This window comes from Paenibacillus sp. FSL K6-1217 (assembly GCF_045040735.1).
GTDB lineage: Bacteria > Bacillota > Bacilli > Paenibacillales > Paenibacillaceae > Paenibacillus_AQ.
Genome location: NZ_CP150271.1, coordinates 5510500 through 5525592, shown reverse-complemented (window position 1 = coordinate 5525592; position 15093 = coordinate 5510500). Strand labels below are relative to the sequence as shown.

The window sequence follows — 15093 nt, the reverse complement described above, 5'->3', positions numbered from 1 at the left end:
CTAATCACATGCTTATTGCACTGGATATGGACGGAACACTGCTTAATGCGGAGGGCGAAATCAGCCAAGAGAACAAAGAGGCGATTCTTCAAGCACAGCGCCTGGGGCATATCGTGATTATCGCTACAGGCCGGTCCTACATGGATGCTGAACGGCAGCTGCGGCTGGCTGATCTGGAGTGCCCTGTGGTGAGTCTTAACGGCGCCGTGATCACATTATCTGACCGGACGGTGGCGGCAAGCACTCCGCTGAGTAAAGAGGATATTATTCCCGCGCTGCGCTGGATGAACGACATTCCTGAATTGTATTACGAGGTCTATACAGAGGATAACGTATATGTAGAGCTGAACAAGCGGGTACAATTGGAGAAGCTGGCTACTCTTAAGGACACCGAAGTTCCGGAGGAACTGGCCTGGCTGCTCCAGGCGATGGTTGACCAGCAGTTCCAGCAGGCGGCGGTGACCTACGTGGAGAATATGGAGGAGGTCTGGAGCAAGGAAGAGAATCTGATTTATAAGACCCTGGTCTTCTCTCTGAACCGCGAGCTGCTGAAGGAAGCCTCTGTGCGGTTCGCCGCCATACCCGGACTGATTATTACCGCATCGCATGTCAACAATATTGAGATCAATCATGAGGATGCGAATAAGGGCGCCGGTGTAAGTATGCTCGCTGCCCACTACGGGATTCCTGCGGAGCAAGTGGCGGTGATGGGCGACAGCTACAATGATCTGCCTATGTTCGAGATGGCGGGGTACAAGATTGCCATGGAGAATGCTGCACCCGTCCTTAAGCAGACCGCCGACTTCATTACATCAAGCAATACGGAGAATGGGGCAGCAGTTGGAATCCGGCATCTTCTGAACAGCACAACAGCCTTCGAATGAAGGCTGTTGTGCGCTAGCGGCGGCCGGTTCCCGAGCGCCGGTAGAAGCATAATGAGATGGCTCCCAGGTTGAGTGCCAGATATAGAATGAGCGTCAACCGTTCAGCATTGGTTAATTCCATTAGAACCGGTATAAACATGTTATCCCTCCATACCTTACTTCTATTTGTACATCTGTTATAATCAGCTAGTCCTTTGTCCAATATATTAACCTTATCTGTCAAAAAATGGACCTTATGATAAATGGCGTTATTTGCTGCTGGGAGGAATTACTCTATGAACCTATATCCCGGGATTGCCCGGTTATATGAGAACCGGCTGCTGCAGAGCGAGCTGGAATGCGAGCAGTTCGATCAGGCCCTGGAAAGTCTGGCCGGTGATACGGAGGATGCCGTCATTCACCAGATTTTCAAAGTATTCGACGATGATACGGAGCAGGAAGAGGTGATGTTCAGCCTTGTTCATTTTGTCGAGAGTGTACAGATGGAGATGTATCTGACCCAGCTGCTGGAGTCGCTGCCGGAGATGCTGGAGCACGCCCGCAACTGGGCGATTGTACTGAACCAAAGAATTCTGCTGGACGACAGCTTCCGCAAGGATTACACCGAGATCGCTGTGCGAATGCCGCTAAGAATCCGGCAATGCCTGGCCTTCCTGCTGGAGGAGATCAAGGAGAATGAGCCCCGGCTGTACGAGCGCAAGGTGAACCGCATTCTTGGCAGGCTGAATGTAGCCGGGAAGTAGACGGGTGCAGACCGGTACAGACAAGAATGCCGAATGTGGTATAGTGTATACTGGCCAAAATAGCATAACGGATTACGCATTCAGAAACAAACGAAGGTGGACTTCATGAACAAGCTCTTATTTCATAATATCCCGCTGGGAGCCAGCGGTGAGCATATCCCGCAGGCGAAGGTCGCCTCCGCCCGGACGAGCCGGGAGACGGTACTGCCGGGGGACAGCGATGCGGCTTATTTCAGGCGGCTGGAGGCAGGCGGTATTCTGCTCAATCCGCCACAAATCTCAGCCGTGCGGCATCATCTCGGACCGCTGCTGACGCTGGCCGGAGCCGGCTCCGGCAAAACCTCGGTGCTGATCTGCAGAACCGGGTATTTGCTGTCTGTGCGCGGCATCGCCCCCGGACGCCTGCTGCTGCTGACCTTCTCCAGCAAGGCAGCAGCAGAGATGCGCGAGCGGATCGCCCTGCTGCCCGGGGTGAACGAGGGGGACGCTGCGCGCCTTACGGCGCGTACGTTCCACTCGTTCTTTCTGTATTTCCTGCGGCGGCAGGGGCTGCGGCAGGATATTTTCCATGAGACGCGCCGCCAGCATATTCTGCTGAAGCAGATTATGCGTGAGCTGGGATTGCCGAAGGATGCCTATCCGCCGGAGAATCTGCTCAGCCTGCTCTCCGCCTGCAAGATGAATATGGGCCTGCCGGAGCATCTGCCGGAGACCACCGAAGCGGAGAAGGAGATCAAGGCGATCCTGGCTCTGTACGAGCAGTGGAAGACCGATCATTTCAAAATCGACTTCGATGATGTGCTGCTGCTCGCCTACCGGATGCTACGGGAGCAGCCCGCGCTGCTGCGGGAGCTTCAGCAGCAGTATCAGTATGTGATGGTCGATGAGTTCCAGGATACGAACGCGCTGCAATATGAACTGGTGAAGATGGTTGCTGCTCCGCAGGATAATCTGATGGTGGTCGGAGATGATGACCAGACGATCTATTCCTTCAACGGGGCGCGCAGCGAGTTCATCCTGGAGTTCGAGAAGCTGTATCCGCAGGCCAAGGTGATCACGCTGGATATCAACTACCGGTCCGGTCCGGCGATCATTGGGCTTGGCAACGGCATTATCCGCCATAATTCCCGACGCCGGGCCAAGACGCTCCAGGCCGCCCACAGCAGCGGCCTGCCGCCCCGTTATCTGCGCCCGCAAACGGCAGATGACGAGGCCGCACAGATTGTGGAGCATATTGAGCATGAGACTCAGAGCGGTGCCCGGGAATACCGTGATTTCGCGCTGTTATACCGCGCTACCAGCAGCAACCGGGCGGTTCTGGAGCTGCTGCTGCTGCGCGATATTCCTTATATCGATTATGGGGAAGGCCAGCTGCTCTATGAGCATTGGCTGATCTCTCCCGTGCTGGATCATCTGCGGCTCTCTCTTAACCGCCGGGACTTCGCCGCCATGGAGAATATTCTGCCGACGCTCTATATGAACCGGGACAAAGGCATGGAGCATATCCGGCGTATGGAGGCGGTGCAAGCGAAGCAAGGCCCGCTGATCCATCTCTTGTCCCTGCCGGGCATGGAGGATTTCAAGGCAGTCAAGCTGCGCGAGCGGCTGGACCTGATCCGCGGCCTGCGGGAGCTGACTCCGGTGCAGGCGATCCGCCAGATCCGCACTGTATTCTATGATTATTTCATTGAAGGAAGCGAGCGGCATCAGGCGACACTGCACCGGGAGACGCTGAAGGAAATGCTGGATGAGCTGGAGGCATCAGCGGAGCGGTTCGCTACAATTCCGCTGTTCCTCGAATTCATCGGCAACGTAACGGAGCGCAATGAGCAGAACCGGCAGCCGGGGCTGAAGGAGCAAGGCAACCGGGTTGCGCTGATGACCATCCACAAATCCAAGGGGCTGGAGTTCCCCGTAGTCTTCCTGATCGGAGCCTCCGAAGGGATTCTGCCGCATAGCTCCGCCTTGGAGGATGACCGCGCCAAGGACCGCAAGCCTGCGAAGGCCTCAGTCAAGGTAATCAGCGCTTCGGCTGCCAGAGCCGCAGCCGAAGCGGGCATTGCCGCACTGGAAGAGGAGCGCCGGCTCGCCTATGTGGCCGTTACCCGGGCCAAGGAGGAGCTGTTCATCAGTTCGCCCGCCAGGCATCGGGGCAAGAAGGCGGAGGTCTCGCGCTTCATGCTCGCGGCCTTCCGTTCGGCGGCCCGCCCCCAGGCACCGGCTCCGGCTGCTGGAGGCATAAGCGCAGCCAGAACGCCTGTTACCCGCAGCAACCATGTTTCCGCCTCGGGCGCGGGACTGCGCTCGGGTCCAGCTGCAGTGAGAACACATACCGTCCCGATCTGGAAGTGCACCGGCAAGGCCTGCCCGGGCTGGACCCGGAAGAAGGCAGGCGGGGCCGAGGATCACCTGGCCTCGAAGCCATGTCCGCTGTGCAGCTCCCCGATGGAATCGGGCACCCGGGACGTCCCGGTATAGCGGGCTCCCGGCTGCTTTTCCAGCTAATCTAACCGATATAAGCTTCAACCCAAACAACCAAAAGCCCCTTCCAGCAGACGTAACCGGAGTCATGATATCATCATGACTTCCAAGTACGTTCTGCCCGAAGGGGCTATTATTCGTTAATCTGCATTTAAGCCGGAGTGACTTCCGGTTCCGCAGCTTCTTCTTCATGGACCGTCTTGATCTGAATCATGACAGTGCTTGGATCGGTCAGCACTTCAATGCCATCCTGGAAAATCAGATCCGACACCAGCAATTGGTCACCGATGGCAAGGCTGCTGATATCCACTTCCATGGAAGTAGGCAGATTGCCCGGCATACAGCGGACTTCGACTTCATAGATTTCCACCTGTAATACGCCGCCTTCTTTGACGCCAACAGCTTCGCCTGCAAAATGAATGGTCACCTTGCTGTCCATGCTGATGCTCATGTTCACATGCTGGAAATCAATATGCAGCACTTTACCGGACATGGATTGCTTCTGGATGTTCTGAACCACTACCGGAACGGTTGTGCCGTCGGTTAATTTCCCTTGCAGGATCGCCCGCGGATTCGTTCTCAGCACTTCCATCAGTTCCTTCTCGTTCACTTCAAGACTAAGAGTATCTTTACCAATTCCGTACAGTACAGCCGGGATGCGGCCCTGCTTTCTTGCCACATTCAGGTTGGACTTCATGTCAGACGTACGATTGCTTAGTTGAATAAATTTACTCATTGCTTGGTTCCCGCTCTCTTCGACCATAAATTCTTGTCACCTCAAGTGTAGCATGACCATAGAATCTAGTCAAACCGCAGCAATCAGACTTCATATTCGGCAAAAGGATCGGGGATCTCGATTCTGTAGGCCTCCGCATCGCTGACGCCTACAGACAATACCGCCCGGCCGTCCGCTCCGCGTACCAATCCGCCGCTGAAGATGACATCCTGCAGATCAGGACGTTTACCCGGACCGATAGGGAAATCGCTGCGGGCCGCGATGATTTTGACCGGAGTTGTCTCGAAGGTGCCCGGATTAAGCGAGAACACCATGGCATAGTAGTGTTTCTGCCCGGAACGGCCAAAACAGGCAATATGCCCCAGCACACCTATATGGCCATTGCTCAGCAGATGGGCCTCATTGGCTCCGCCCCACTCTTCCGGCACGAACTGATGCTGCAGAATCTCCGCCGCAAGCAAAGTCTGTTCATGCAGCTCCTCCAGGGAATCAATCACGGTGAAGCCGATCTGCCCTCTGCCTCCCCGCTCTCCCTGGGGCCTGGTAAGTACGCCTATTCTGCCATCCTGAAGCTCAATCAGCCGGATATCCTTCATCATGGCCGGACCGGAGGAGAAGTGATGCAGCGAGTCGATCCGGTATCCCCGGTAGAACTGGGTAACCCAGGAGACTATTTTTTGCGGATTATCCCCGGCCGTAATCACTTCAACTCCGCCGACAATCAGTTCTCCCTTAACGCGGGTTACGCACGGGTCCTGCAGATTATAGGTATGGGTATGCGCACGGGGAACCCATACACTATCTCCGCCGGATGTAAAAAAGAAGACTTGAGAGAACTCGCTATCCCGTTCCTCAACTCTTCCCAAGATTACTTCCTCCCCGTCATGCAGAAACGGAGCCGTTATATTGTAGACATCACGCCCGCCCACACCGGAGAAGACAAGCTTCTCCACGTGCACGGTACGGAGATTGGCATAAAAGGTATCCAGCAGTTCATTACAGGTTGCTGTCTTCGCCGGGCTCCTTGTCATTGCCTTCCTCCTCATATTCATTTGCCTTATCTATGGCCCAATCGTTCTCATCGGATTCCATCCGGATCAGTTCTCCAGGCTGAATATTGAAATACGTACACAGCTTCAGCAGCAGATCCCGGGGGTACTGCACCATCTCGTCTTTGTACATCCGCCTGACGGAATCGAAATGGTAATTAATGTCCTTCGCTAGCTTGCGAATCGATAATTTCGGGTCATGCTTCTCCATAACCTCACTCAGTTTACTGCGTATGACTGGCATCCATACACCTCCTACATCACTATATCCGGTGATTTCAAGAGAGTCAATAAATTGACAAGATTAAATGGTCATGTTATAGTGGCAACAGGAAATAATTTGCAGAAACCAAATTTTATACCACTCATTCCCGGAAAATAAAGTCCTCTTTATTTTCTTTTTTTGTCCCCAAAAGTTCGATAATCATAGGGAGGCTTTCTATTATGAACCACAGCAACCGCAATAAAAACATTGTTTTCCTGTCCACCAGCCTGCCTAGAGAATGCGGAATTGCTACCTTCACCCAGGATCTGCTGGATGAGTTCACGAAGCTTCAGGGCTTCAACAAACCGCGGATCATCGCCATGAACAACAACGGAGATTACCGTTATACGGATCAGGTCATGCGGGAAATTAACCAACATCAGCTATCCGATTATATAGATTCAGCCAGGGACATCAACCAGTCGGACACCGATCTGCTAGTCATTCAGCATGAATTCGGCATCTACGGCGGGGAGAGCGGCGAATATCTGCTGCAATTCACGGAGGCGCTTCAGGTTCCATATGTGGTGATCTTTCATACGGTATTGACCAAGCCTACTCCGAAGCAGCATGAGATCATCACCCGGCTCGCCAAAGGCAGCGTCAAGGTAGTTACGATGGCCCAGTCTACGGTAGATGATCTGATCACTGTCTATCATATTAATGCCGCCAAAATTGCGTTCATTCACCACGGCGTTCCTTTTGTCCAGACCTCTACCCGTGCAGAGCTGAAGCTTCAGTACAAGTTCGGCGAACGCAAAATTCTCTCAACCTTCGGCTTCCTGAGCCCCGGCAAGGGCATTGAATATGCGATTCAGGCTATGAGCGGAGTAGTGAAGCAGCATCCGGACGCACTCTATATCATCTGGGGCAAGACGCATCCGGTTGTCAAACAGGAGATCGGTGAAGTCTACCGCCGCAAGCTGACCGATCTGGTGCATGAATTAGACCTAATCCATAATGTGCTGTTCGTCGACAAGCTGCTGACCCAGGAAGAGGTCATCGAGTCCCTGGTGATGTCGGATATTTATATGACCCCTTATCTGGGCAAGGAACAGGCCGTCAGCGGAACGCTCGCTTATGGAGTCGGCTATGGCAGAGTGATTATCTCCACTCCTTACCGCTATGCCGAGGAGATGCTTGCCGGAGGCCGCGGCCTGCTGGCGGAATTCCGCGATTCAGCTTCCCTGGAAGCCAGTATTCTGGAGCTGCTGGATAATCCGGCCAAAGTCCGGGATATGGAACAGCGCACACAGGCGCTCGGCAGTACAATGATGTGGAGTGAGGTTGCGAAGACCTATGCCGTCATCTTTGAGGAACTTATTGGCCTTGCCACACCGGCTGACCGGAGCGTGATCTGATGCAGGCTCCTGCGGTGTTACAGTTCATACCCGGCTATCTGCACCAAATAACCGATGACACGGGCATTTTCCAGCATACGAAATTTGGGGTTCCCGACCGTGCCAAGGGCTACACGACCGATGACAATGCGCGGGCATTAATCGCAGCCGTGCTGATGTACCGAAAGAATCAGGACACTGCTTCACTCGATCTAATTCATACGTACCTCTCGTTCGTCCATCATGCACAGAATGAAGAGGGCAACTTCCGGAACTTCATGGACTACAGCCGGTCCTTCCTGGAGGAGCGCGGCTCCGAGGATTGCCAGGGACGTACACTCTGGGCGCTGGGGTTCGTACTCTCCCACTCCTCCATTCTGCCGGATAATCTGCTGAACACCTGCCGGTATCTAATCAATCAGGCGCTGCCGCATATCGCAGGCCTGCGTTCTCCACGGGCCTTAGGCTATGCTGTTATCGGCCTCAGCTATTTGCTTGAGACTCCCGGAGCACTCATCTATTCCTTCCCTTATCCGCATATACCAAGCACGGAAGAGGAACGGGCCTTCCTTCCTGAAGCCTACATTAGAGAGCTTATAGAATCTGTCGCTGTCCGGCTGAATGACCAGTACAACCATACCAAAGGCGAGGGCTGGAACTGGTACGAAAACAGCCTGACCTACGGAAATTCGATGCTGCCCTGGGCGCTGCTTAAGGCTGCCGCGCTCTCCGGCAATCCTGAGCTTCGTGTAACAGCCACAGAAAGTCTGGATTTCCTGATCTCCATGACCTTCGCACCGGAGGACTATTATCGGCCCATCGGCAGCCATGGCTGGCTGCTGCGCGGCGGCAAGCCTGCTCTCTATGACGAACAGCCGATTGAAGCCTGCGAGATGCTGCTCGCCTGCCGGGAGGCTGCCGCAGTGCTGCAGGAGCCGGCTTATCTGAAGCAGGCTGAATTATGCTACGCCTGGTACACGGGACATAATTCCTTGCAGCTCTCCCTGATTGATCCCCAGACCGGGGCTTGCTACGACGGGATTCACAGCTCGGGGCTGAACCTCAATCAGGGGTCGGAGAGCATCATCTCCTTCACGATTGCCCATCTGGTGACTCACCATGGATAAATATGCAACGATCCTCGCAGGCGGAGGCGGTACCCGCTTCTGGCCATTGTCCAGACAGGAGATTCCCAAGCAGCTGCTGAACATCAGCGGCAACGATATTATGCTGAACGATACAATTGAACGCTTCAAGGGCATCATCCCGCAGGAGAATACCGTTATTGTAACGAACCGCACCCAGGCGGTCCTGCTGGAGAGCATCATGCACAGCAGTGTGCAGAAGAGCAATATTCTGATCGAGCCTGTGGCCCGGAATACTTCAGCAAGTATCCTGTTTGCCGCCTTCTCCATCCAGCAGATGAGTGAAGGGGATTCCTTAATGGTTGTCCTGCCTTCCGATCACTACATTACCGATGAGCCGCAGTTCCGGCTTACGCTGGACGAAGCCTGCACCGTCGCAATGGAGAGTGATTCCATTGTCACGATAGGAATCAAACCGACATTCCCGTCCACCGGCTACGGCTACATTGCTTACGACAAAGAGCCGATCGCAGTCAAGCCGGTTGCCGTATATGATGTAGCTGAATTCGTGGAAAAACCGGATTTCAAGAAGGCCCAGGGGTATCTGGCCTCAGGCAATTATCTCTGGAACAGCGGGATCTTCATCTGGAAAACTTCGGTCATTCTCGATAATTTCAAGCGTTATCTTCCGCGGTTGTATAATACGATGCTGCCGATCAGTGAAGCGCTCGGTACCGCTCAGGAGCAGGAGACGATTAACCGGATCTACCCGCTGCTGCAGAATATTTCGATTGACTACGGCATACTCGAACGTTCCGATGAAGTAGTGGTCCTGTCCGGCCAGTTCGGCTGGAATGATATCGGCAGCTGGGACGCACTCGGTGCCATCTTCCCGCCTGATGATGAAGGCAACATTATCAAGGCTAATCATGTCGGCATCGACACCCGCAATTCCATCATTTATGGCAACGGGCGGCTGATCACCACCATCGGCGTAGACGGCTATATCATCGCGGACACCGGGGATGCCGTCATGATCTGTCCCAAGGATAAAGCGCAGTCGGTCAAAGACATTGTGGATCTGCTCAAGGACAAGGGCATGCTGGAATATGTATGAGTGATGTTACGTAAGCCCTATTTGCATACAAAAGGGAGCGCTGCTGAACAAGCAACGCTCCCTTTATTATGTTCTTGCGGTTGTTCCTCTGCCCACTCAGCCTTAAGTCCAGGCCCACAGGAACCCGTCGCGGTCCCAGGCGATTCTGCCGCCATGCAGCTTGCGGAATGCCTTTTTCACTTCCTTGGATAATGAGGCATTGCCGTTCTCATTCACGAATACAAACTGTTCACCAAAGTTTGCCTTCACATATTGGGTCGCAGCGGTCTGGTATAACGTCCCTGTGAACTTGATTTCCTTCACCATCCACTCCGCTACTTCCTGTGCGGTTACTTCCATTGGGGGTACTGCTCCTTCCTGTTCATCCTGCTTGCAGATTCCCCCATTATACCACGAAACCCGCTGCTTCTATCCGATCTGTACCTTTATCTTCTGTGCGCAGCCACGCTGACCACGCCATAGCGGTAGAGCACCTTCCGGCCGAACCAGCCGAAGGCCCGGTCTGTGAAGAAGCCCATGAAGCCTAGGCTAATCAGCCCCACGAAGATCCAATCGGTACGGAAGAACAGCCGCGAATTCCAGATCAGATAGCCTACCCCTTCGTTCGAGGCAATCATCTCCGCCCCGATTATCGCCATATAGGAGGTGCCCATTGCCAGCCGTACACCGGTGAAAATATACGGAATAGTCGAAGGCACAATGACATGCAGCAGAATCTGCCACTCACTGGCCCCCATGCTGCGTGCGGAGCGGATCTTGTCCTCCTCCACCGACATGACCCCGGTCAGGGTGTTCAACACCACAATGAAGAAGGTGGCGTACATAATCAGCGCGATCTTCGACTGCTCCCCGATGCCGAACCAGACCAGGAAGAGTGTAATGAAGGCAATCGGCGGAATGAAGCGGATGAAATTCAGGAACGGCTCGGCGAACAGGCGGACTACATTCACCTTGCCGGTGATCAGTCCTGCCGGAATAGCCAGCAGACTGCCGAGCACCCAGCCGATCAGCACGCGGTACAAGCTGACTCCGATGTATTGCATCAGCGTCCCGTCCTCCACCAGCTCCCGCCCGCCCCGGACCGTGGCCCACGGCCCGGGAATGACATCCGGACCATACATCCAGGCGCCAAGCTGCCACAGAAGCAGTACGGCAAGCCATAACAGGGATACGGATACCCATTTCTTTTCCACCCATCTCATCAGGTGTCACCTCCCGTCCTATTCTTCAAAATGGCTCTGAATCCGGCTATACAGCGCGTAGAATTCAGGTGAAGCCACCTCCCGGGGGAAGGGCAGCGTATTGTCGTATATGTCTGTAATATTGGAGGAGGGCCCTACCGACATAATGCCGATGCGCTCCCCCAGCAGCAGTGCTTCCTGAATATCATGGGTCACGAAGATCACCGTCTTATGCGTCTCCCGCCAGATCTGGACCAGTTCCTTCTGCATCGTCCGCCGGGTCATGGCATCCAGCGCGCCAAACGGCTCATCCATCAGTAATATTGCCGGATCATTCGCCAGCACCCGGGCCAGCTGTACCCGCTGCTTCATCCCGCCCGATAGCGCCTTCGGGAATTTGTCCTCATGGCCGTTCAGCCCGACAAGCTTGATATACCGTTCGGATAAGCTCCGGCGCTCTGCCTTGGCCACCTTCTTCATCCGCAGTCCGAACTCTACATTCTCCCGCACCGTCAGCCAGGGGAACAGGGACGAATCGGCCTGCTGGAACACCACCGCCCGGTCCCGGCCCGGCTTATCCACCTCGATATTGTCTACCCGCAAATGTCCGCCCGACTTGGAGACGAACCCGGCAATCATATTCAGCAGCGTGGATTTGCCGCAGCCGCTTGGGCCGAGCAGCACGAAGAATTCCCCGCCCTTGATCACCAGATCTACATCCTTAATAATGTAGTGAACATCCCCGGCTGCCGGTTCGCTGTAGCTCTTGCGCAGCTGCTCGATATGAATGGCATGCTGCCTTGCCGCTGGTTTAGCAGATAAAGACATGGGGCACCTCCTTTGGTTTCATTTATTTCGGGTAGGTCACTTTATCCGGCAGCACCTGCTTCAGCGCCTCCAGCTTAAGCTTGCTGCCAAGGTCAAAATCCTGCGTGATAATCCCTGTATCCACCATATATTTCTTTTGCCCAGCGAGACTGTCATACGCAGCCTGGGTGAAGCCCACTTTCCACGGATTCGCCGGCAGATCCTTCAGCGTTGCTTCCTTCGGCTGCTTCACTTCCTGGAACATCAGCTCCGCCACTTCCTCGGGATGCTCCTGTACGTACACCGAGGCTTCATCCACTGCCGCCAGGAAGGCTCCAATGCCATCGGAATGCGCTTCTACAAAAGCATCCGCGGCTACGATTCCCATCCCCAGCCGCACCGGAGTCTTCGACATATCAGTCAGCTCATGAACGCCCTCAAGCGCGGTTAGCTTATCAGTCAGCGCTGAACCGCTGAACCAGGCGGCATCGATATCCCCCTGCTTCAGGGCGATGAAGGATTCGTCGAACGCCCCCTGTCCGGTAAGCTTCACATCGCTCAGCGCGATGCCCTGCTCCTTCAGGTATTCGTCCCACAGATACGGCAGGAACGTCCCGCGCAGGAAGCTCAGATTCTTGCCCTTCAAGTCAGCAGCAGACTGAATGTCGTCTCTGACGTACAGCTTCCATACTGCCGCTGCCTGATCCGTAGCCTGACCGGCGGAAGCAATGATCGAATAGTCGCCCTTGGCAACGGCATTCAGTACCGGAAAGTCCGCGCCGAAGGCCACATCCACCTGCTTGATGAACAGCGCATTCACTCCCTCCGCCGGCGTCCCGAAGTTGATGATCTCCACATCGATGCCGTGGCTTTCGAAGATGCCTTGCTTAAGGGCTGCCCGAAAGGTCGGATTCGTGTTGATATCGGCAATCCTGATCTTCAAGGCTTCCGGTGTACCGCTGCCCTCTCCCGCAGAAGCTGCCGCATCTCCCTTGGAGCTGCAGCCGGAGAGCACCAGTACGAAAAATAAGGATAAGAGCAGGATCGCTGAGCTGTACCATGATTTTGTCACAAGAACGCACCTCTTCGTCTATGAATTTCTGAAGCCTGCCTGCCTCTCTACCTGGCCCGCCGGACGCTGCCTTCATCCGTAGTGGCTACACAGGCTGCCCCCTCTGTAAAAGGAAGCGTCGTCGCTACCTGTACAACCGAATCCGATCCCTTCGGCGCGGCTCCCGGCACTCTGAAGCTGGACACATCTAGCGGCTCAATCGCAATCTCCTGCGGCTCCGCAAGCTGCGGCACCCAGGCATAAGGCACCCGGTAGGAACGATAGACCATATTCGTATTGCGGCGGTCTGTATACGGGGAGATATACTCCCAGACCAGCTCATGCGCTGCCGTCACCTCGAACAGCCGTCCGTTGGAGCCTTCGGTAATCAGCGTGTTGCCGTTCGCTAGCCGCTGCGCCGAGCTGATATACGGGCTGTAGAACTTATAGGAATCCGTCGGAATGGAGAATCCGGCCTCCGCCGAAGTATACTGCCATTCAATCTCCAGCGTCACCGGGTTAATCTCCAGTACGCGTGAGTGATCACGCAGCGCGTTCTTCTGACCGAACGGCGATGCCGGATTCGGCAGACCGTAGCCGCCCCAGCCGCCGTTATCGAATACAAGCAGATTACCTTCTCCCGGCAGCCCCTTAGGAATGATGTGGGCGTGATGCTGGCCGATAATCCAGCCGATATGCTTCACTTCAGGCAGGGAATAATCCGGTCCCAGCCGCCAGACGATAGCCCCGCTGCGCTTGTCGGTGATGGCGATAATATTCGCCTCACGGGCATCCCAGATAATGTTGTCCGGGTGAAAGCGCTCGTCTCCTTGATCATAGAACCGGTTCGGCCCCACATAAGACGCAGAGTTAATATGCAGCCAGTCGCCTACGCCTCCGCCCAGATCGCCGAAGGAGCGGGTGTTGGGATCGCGGAACAGGACATTGCGCGCCGCCTGGTCGAATCCCAGCTCCGCGAAATGATCGCTGGCTGCCCACTCCCAGAGGATATTGCCTTCCCAGTCCACTTCAATAATCGTGTCATCCAGCAGCTCCTTGTCTGAAATCTCGGGATTATGCAGATTTTTATGCGCCAGGATTAACGTTTTCCCGCTGTTAACTGAAGGCTCAAGCCCGGGAGCATAGTATCCGGCAGGATTGCCTTCCCGCTGGTAATCATGGTGCTGGCGGGCATACCACAGCGGCTCAGCCCCAGGGTCCTCGATCTGCTCATAGCTGTTGTATCTCCAGACCACGTTGCCGTCCCAATCCACCTGCACCAGATCGACATTATCCTGAATGCCAAATTTGGGATCTCTTCTGCCTGTGCTGCCCAGGGCATAGCCGCCGGGAAGGATTTTGGCCGGGAAACCGATTAGCCCTTGCCAGAGGTGTACCTCCTTGCCGCTCATGTCGATCAGTACTACGCCCTCATCGCCTGCCTGAAATACCGTGTAGCCGCTCCATGCCTTGGCCGGGTTATATACGGTTGCCCCTGTCGGATATATTGTGGAATGTCCCATGCTCATCTCTCCTCATCTTTGGGTTGGGTTGGTATTCTCTTCATTTCTCAATAGCTGAGATAATTACTCTTCGTGCCTGGGCGCGGCTTCTGTTCAGGCTTGGCGGGAACGGGGATGGCCGCATTCTGCTGTGCCAGCTCCAGCAGCGTCTCCGAGAACCCTTCCAGATTCCCGATCATCCGCTGATAGAACCGGCTCTGCTGCTCCAGCTCCTCCTCCGTGAAGCCCTCGAACAGAAGCATAATACACCTGGCACCGATGTTTCCGTTGCGCTCCGCCATCTCCCGGCCGCGGGCTGTAATATCCAGCAGCACAGTCCGGCGGTCATCCTCCTTACGTCTGCGTACCGTATATCCGCCTGCCTCCAGCTTGTCACTCAGCGCGGTTATGGCGCCTGAGGTGAAATCAAGCTGCTCCGCCAGATCGCCCAGACGCTGCTCCCCGTCGCGGATGATTGTGTGCAGAATCAGCATTCCCGGCAAGGCCACCCCCTCCACGCTTACCCGGTCACGTTCCTTGACGAACCTGCGTACCAGCTTACGGAACAGATGATCCGTCTGCTCCAGCCGCTCCCACTGTCTATTCTCCATGCCCTCTCTCCTCTGCTATTCATCCACGGGACGCAAATAGGCCCCCGGTCCATTCCCTGTTCGGGAACTGTAGCGGGAGCCTTTGGTGGTCCAATCAGCTCAAATCTCAGGTATGATGTTCACAACGATTCTTTCACTGTTCATTTAATTAGCGGTGAATGATTGCTGTTATCATATACCCCCTTAAACCAACCTGTCAAGTATGAATTATAAATTCAACTAAAAAGCAAGGCTGTCCGGG

16 protein-coding genes are annotated in these 15093 nt (G+C 54.9%); 6 read left to right on the top strand and 10 right to left on the bottom strand.

Annotation, left to right across the window (positions count from 1 at the left end; translation table 11 throughout):
• Positions 1–8: 8 nt before the first annotated feature.
• The gene (locus MHH28_RS24440; RefSeq protein WP_405106340.1) at positions 9–884 is read left to right on the top strand and encodes a Cof-type HAD-IIB family hydrolase; all 876 of its coding nucleotides are present in this window, start codon (positions 9–11) and stop codon (positions 882–884) included.
• A gap of 13 nt (positions 885–897) precedes the next feature.
• On the opposite strand, the gene MHH28_RS24435 is transcribed toward MHH28_RS24440, so the two are convergent.
• The gene (locus tag MHH28_RS24435; protein WP_405106338.1) at positions 898–1023 is read right to left on the bottom strand and encodes a hypothetical protein; all 126 of its coding nucleotides are present in this window, start codon (positions 1021–1023) and stop codon (positions 898–900) included.
• Between the two features lie 136 nt (positions 1024–1159).
• Here MHH28_RS24435 and MHH28_RS24430 point away from each other — a divergent pair, with 136 nt between their 5' ends.
• Both MHH28_RS24430 and MHH28_RS24425 read left to right on the top strand, forming a co-directional pair.
• Positions 1160–1627 (top strand): Imm30 family immunity protein, encoded by a 468-nt coding sequence (locus MHH28_RS24430; protein ID WP_405106336.1) that lies wholly within the window; start codon positions 1160–1162, stop codon positions 1625–1627.
• Positions 1628–1732: 105 nt separating this feature from the next.
• Positions 1733–4105 (top strand): UvrD-helicase domain-containing protein, encoded by a 2373-nt coding sequence (locus MHH28_RS24425; protein ID WP_405106334.1) that lies wholly within the window; start codon positions 1733–1735, stop codon positions 4103–4105.
• Between the two features lie 154 nt (positions 4106–4259).
• Here the strand turns inward: MHH28_RS24425 and MHH28_RS24420 are convergent, their stop codons facing one another.
• The 3 genes from MHH28_RS24420 to MHH28_RS24410 form a co-directional block, all read right to left on the bottom strand.
• Complete coding sequence (locus tag MHH28_RS24420) at positions 4260–4844, bottom strand: 50S ribosomal protein L25 (RefSeq protein WP_405106332.1); 585 nt, start codon at positions 4842–4844, stop codon at positions 4260–4262.
• An 83-nt stretch (positions 4845–4927) separates the two neighbouring features.
• Complete coding sequence (locus MHH28_RS24415; protein WP_405106330.1) at positions 4928–5875, bottom strand: DUF1861 family protein; 948 nt, start codon at positions 5873–5875, stop codon at positions 4928–4930.
• On the bottom strand, positions 5841–6137 hold the full coding sequence (locus tag MHH28_RS24410) for a helix-turn-helix domain-containing protein (RefSeq protein ID WP_405106328.1): 297 nt from the start codon (positions 6135–6137) through the stop codon (positions 5841–5843). The genes MHH28_RS24415 and MHH28_RS24410 overlap by 35 nt, the downstream gene beginning before the upstream one ends.
• 200 nt (positions 6138–6337) lie before the next feature.
• On the opposite strand from MHH28_RS24410, the gene MHH28_RS24405 reads away from it, so the two are divergent.
• From MHH28_RS24405 to MHH28_RS24395, 3 genes are read left to right on the top strand one after another with little or no spacing between them, the layout of a single operon-like run.
• A complete protein-coding gene (locus MHH28_RS24405; RefSeq protein WP_405106326.1) occupies positions 6338–7519 on the top strand; it encodes a glycosyltransferase family 4 protein in 1182 nt (393 codons plus the stop codon).
• 14 nt (positions 7520–7533) lie between these two features.
• Positions 7534–8625, top strand: a complete 1092-nt coding sequence (locus tag MHH28_RS24400; protein WP_405106325.1) for a glycosyltransferase — start codon at positions 7534–7536, stop codon at positions 8623–8625.
• Positions 8618–9700 (top strand): mannose-1-phosphate guanylyltransferase, encoded by a 1083-nt coding sequence (locus tag MHH28_RS24395; protein WP_405106323.1) that lies wholly within the window; start codon positions 8618–8620, stop codon positions 9698–9700. Before MHH28_RS24400 ends, MHH28_RS24395 begins: the two co-directional genes overlap by 8 nt.
• 102 nt (positions 9701–9802) lie before the next feature.
• Here the strand turns inward: MHH28_RS24395 and MHH28_RS24390 are convergent, their stop codons facing one another.
• From MHH28_RS24390 to MHH28_RS24365, 6 genes are all read right to left on the bottom strand, one after another.
• Positions 9803–10039, bottom strand: a complete 237-nt coding sequence (locus tag MHH28_RS24390; RefSeq protein WP_036695574.1) for a DUF6953 family protein — start codon at positions 10037–10039, stop codon at positions 9803–9805.
• Positions 10040–10125: 86 nt separating this feature from the next.
• Positions 10126–10902 carry an ABC transporter permease gene (locus MHH28_RS24385; RefSeq protein WP_405106321.1) on the bottom strand — a complete coding sequence of 259 codons (777 nt, stop codon included), beginning with the start codon at positions 10900–10902 and terminating at the stop codon, positions 10126–10128.
• A gap of 18 nt (positions 10903–10920) precedes the next feature.
• On the bottom strand, positions 10921–11709 hold the full coding sequence (locus MHH28_RS24380) for an ABC transporter ATP-binding protein (protein WP_405106319.1): 789 nt from the start codon (positions 11707–11709) through the stop codon (positions 10921–10923).
• A 22-nt stretch (positions 11710–11731) separates the two neighbouring features.
• On the bottom strand, positions 11732–12760 hold the full coding sequence (locus MHH28_RS24375; protein WP_405106317.1) for an ABC transporter substrate-binding protein: 1029 nt from the start codon (positions 12758–12760) through the stop codon (positions 11732–11734).
• A 47-nt stretch (positions 12761–12807) separates the two neighbouring features.
• Positions 12808–14262, bottom strand: a complete 1455-nt coding sequence (locus MHH28_RS24370; RefSeq protein ID WP_405106315.1) for an aryl-sulfate sulfotransferase — start codon at positions 14260–14262, stop codon at positions 12808–12810.
• 47 nt (positions 14263–14309) lie between these two features.
• Entirely contained in the window at positions 14310–14852 is a 543-nt protein-coding gene (locus MHH28_RS24365; protein WP_405106313.1) for a MarR family winged helix-turn-helix transcriptional regulator, read from the bottom strand.
• Positions 14853–15093: the final 241 nt, after the last annotated feature.

What these genes read in the sequence shown, in the direction of transcription:
- MHH28_RS24440 (WP_405106340.1), top strand. Translation starts at nt 9, where the DNA reads ATGCTTATTGCACTGGATATGGACGGAACACTGCTTAATGCGGAGGGC.
- MHH28_RS24435 (WP_405106338.1), bottom strand. Translation starts at nt 1,023, where the DNA reads ATGTTTATACCGGTTCTAATGGAATTAACCAATGCTGAACGGTTGACG.
- MHH28_RS24430 (WP_405106336.1), top strand. Translation starts at nt 1,160, where the DNA reads ATGAACCTATATCCCGGGATTGCCCGGTTATATGAGAACCGGCTGCTG.
- MHH28_RS24425 (WP_405106334.1), top strand. Translation starts at nt 1,733, where the DNA reads ATGAACAAGCTCTTATTTCATAATATCCCGCTGGGAGCCAGCGGTGAG.
- MHH28_RS24420 (WP_405106332.1), bottom strand. Translation starts at nt 4,844, where the DNA reads ATGAGTAAATTTATTCAACTAAGCAATCGTACGTCTGACATGAAGTCC.
- MHH28_RS24415 (WP_405106330.1), bottom strand. Translation starts at nt 5,875, where the DNA reads ATGACAAGGAGCCCGGCGAAGACAGCAACCTGTAATGAACTGCTGGAT.
- MHH28_RS24410 (WP_405106328.1), bottom strand. Translation starts at nt 6,137, where the DNA reads ATGCCAGTCATACGCAGTAAACTGAGTGAGGTTATGGAGAAGCATGAC.
- MHH28_RS24405 (WP_405106326.1), top strand. Translation starts at nt 6,338, where the DNA reads ATGAACCACAGCAACCGCAATAAAAACATTGTTTTCCTGTCCACCAGC.
- MHH28_RS24395 (WP_405106323.1), top strand. Translation starts at nt 8,618, where the DNA reads ATGGATAAATATGCAACGATCCTCGCAGGCGGAGGCGGTACCCGCTTC.
- MHH28_RS24390 (WP_036695574.1), bottom strand. Translation starts at nt 10,039, where the DNA reads ATGGAAGTAACCGCACAGGAAGTAGCGGAGTGGATGGTGAAGGAAATC.
- MHH28_RS24385 (WP_405106321.1), bottom strand. Translation starts at nt 10,902, where the DNA reads ATGAGATGGGTGGAAAAGAAATGGGTATCCGTATCCCTGTTATGGCTT.
- MHH28_RS24380 (WP_405106319.1), bottom strand. Translation starts at nt 11,709, where the DNA reads ATGTCTTTATCTGCTAAACCAGCGGCAAGGCAGCATGCCATTCATATC.
- MHH28_RS24370 (WP_405106315.1), bottom strand. Translation starts at nt 14,262, where the DNA reads ATGGGACATTCCACAATATATCCGACAGGGGCAACCGTATATAACCCG.
- MHH28_RS24365 (WP_405106313.1), bottom strand. Translation starts at nt 14,852, where the DNA reads ATGGAGAATAGACAGTGGGAGCGGCTGGAGCAGACGGATCATCTGTTC.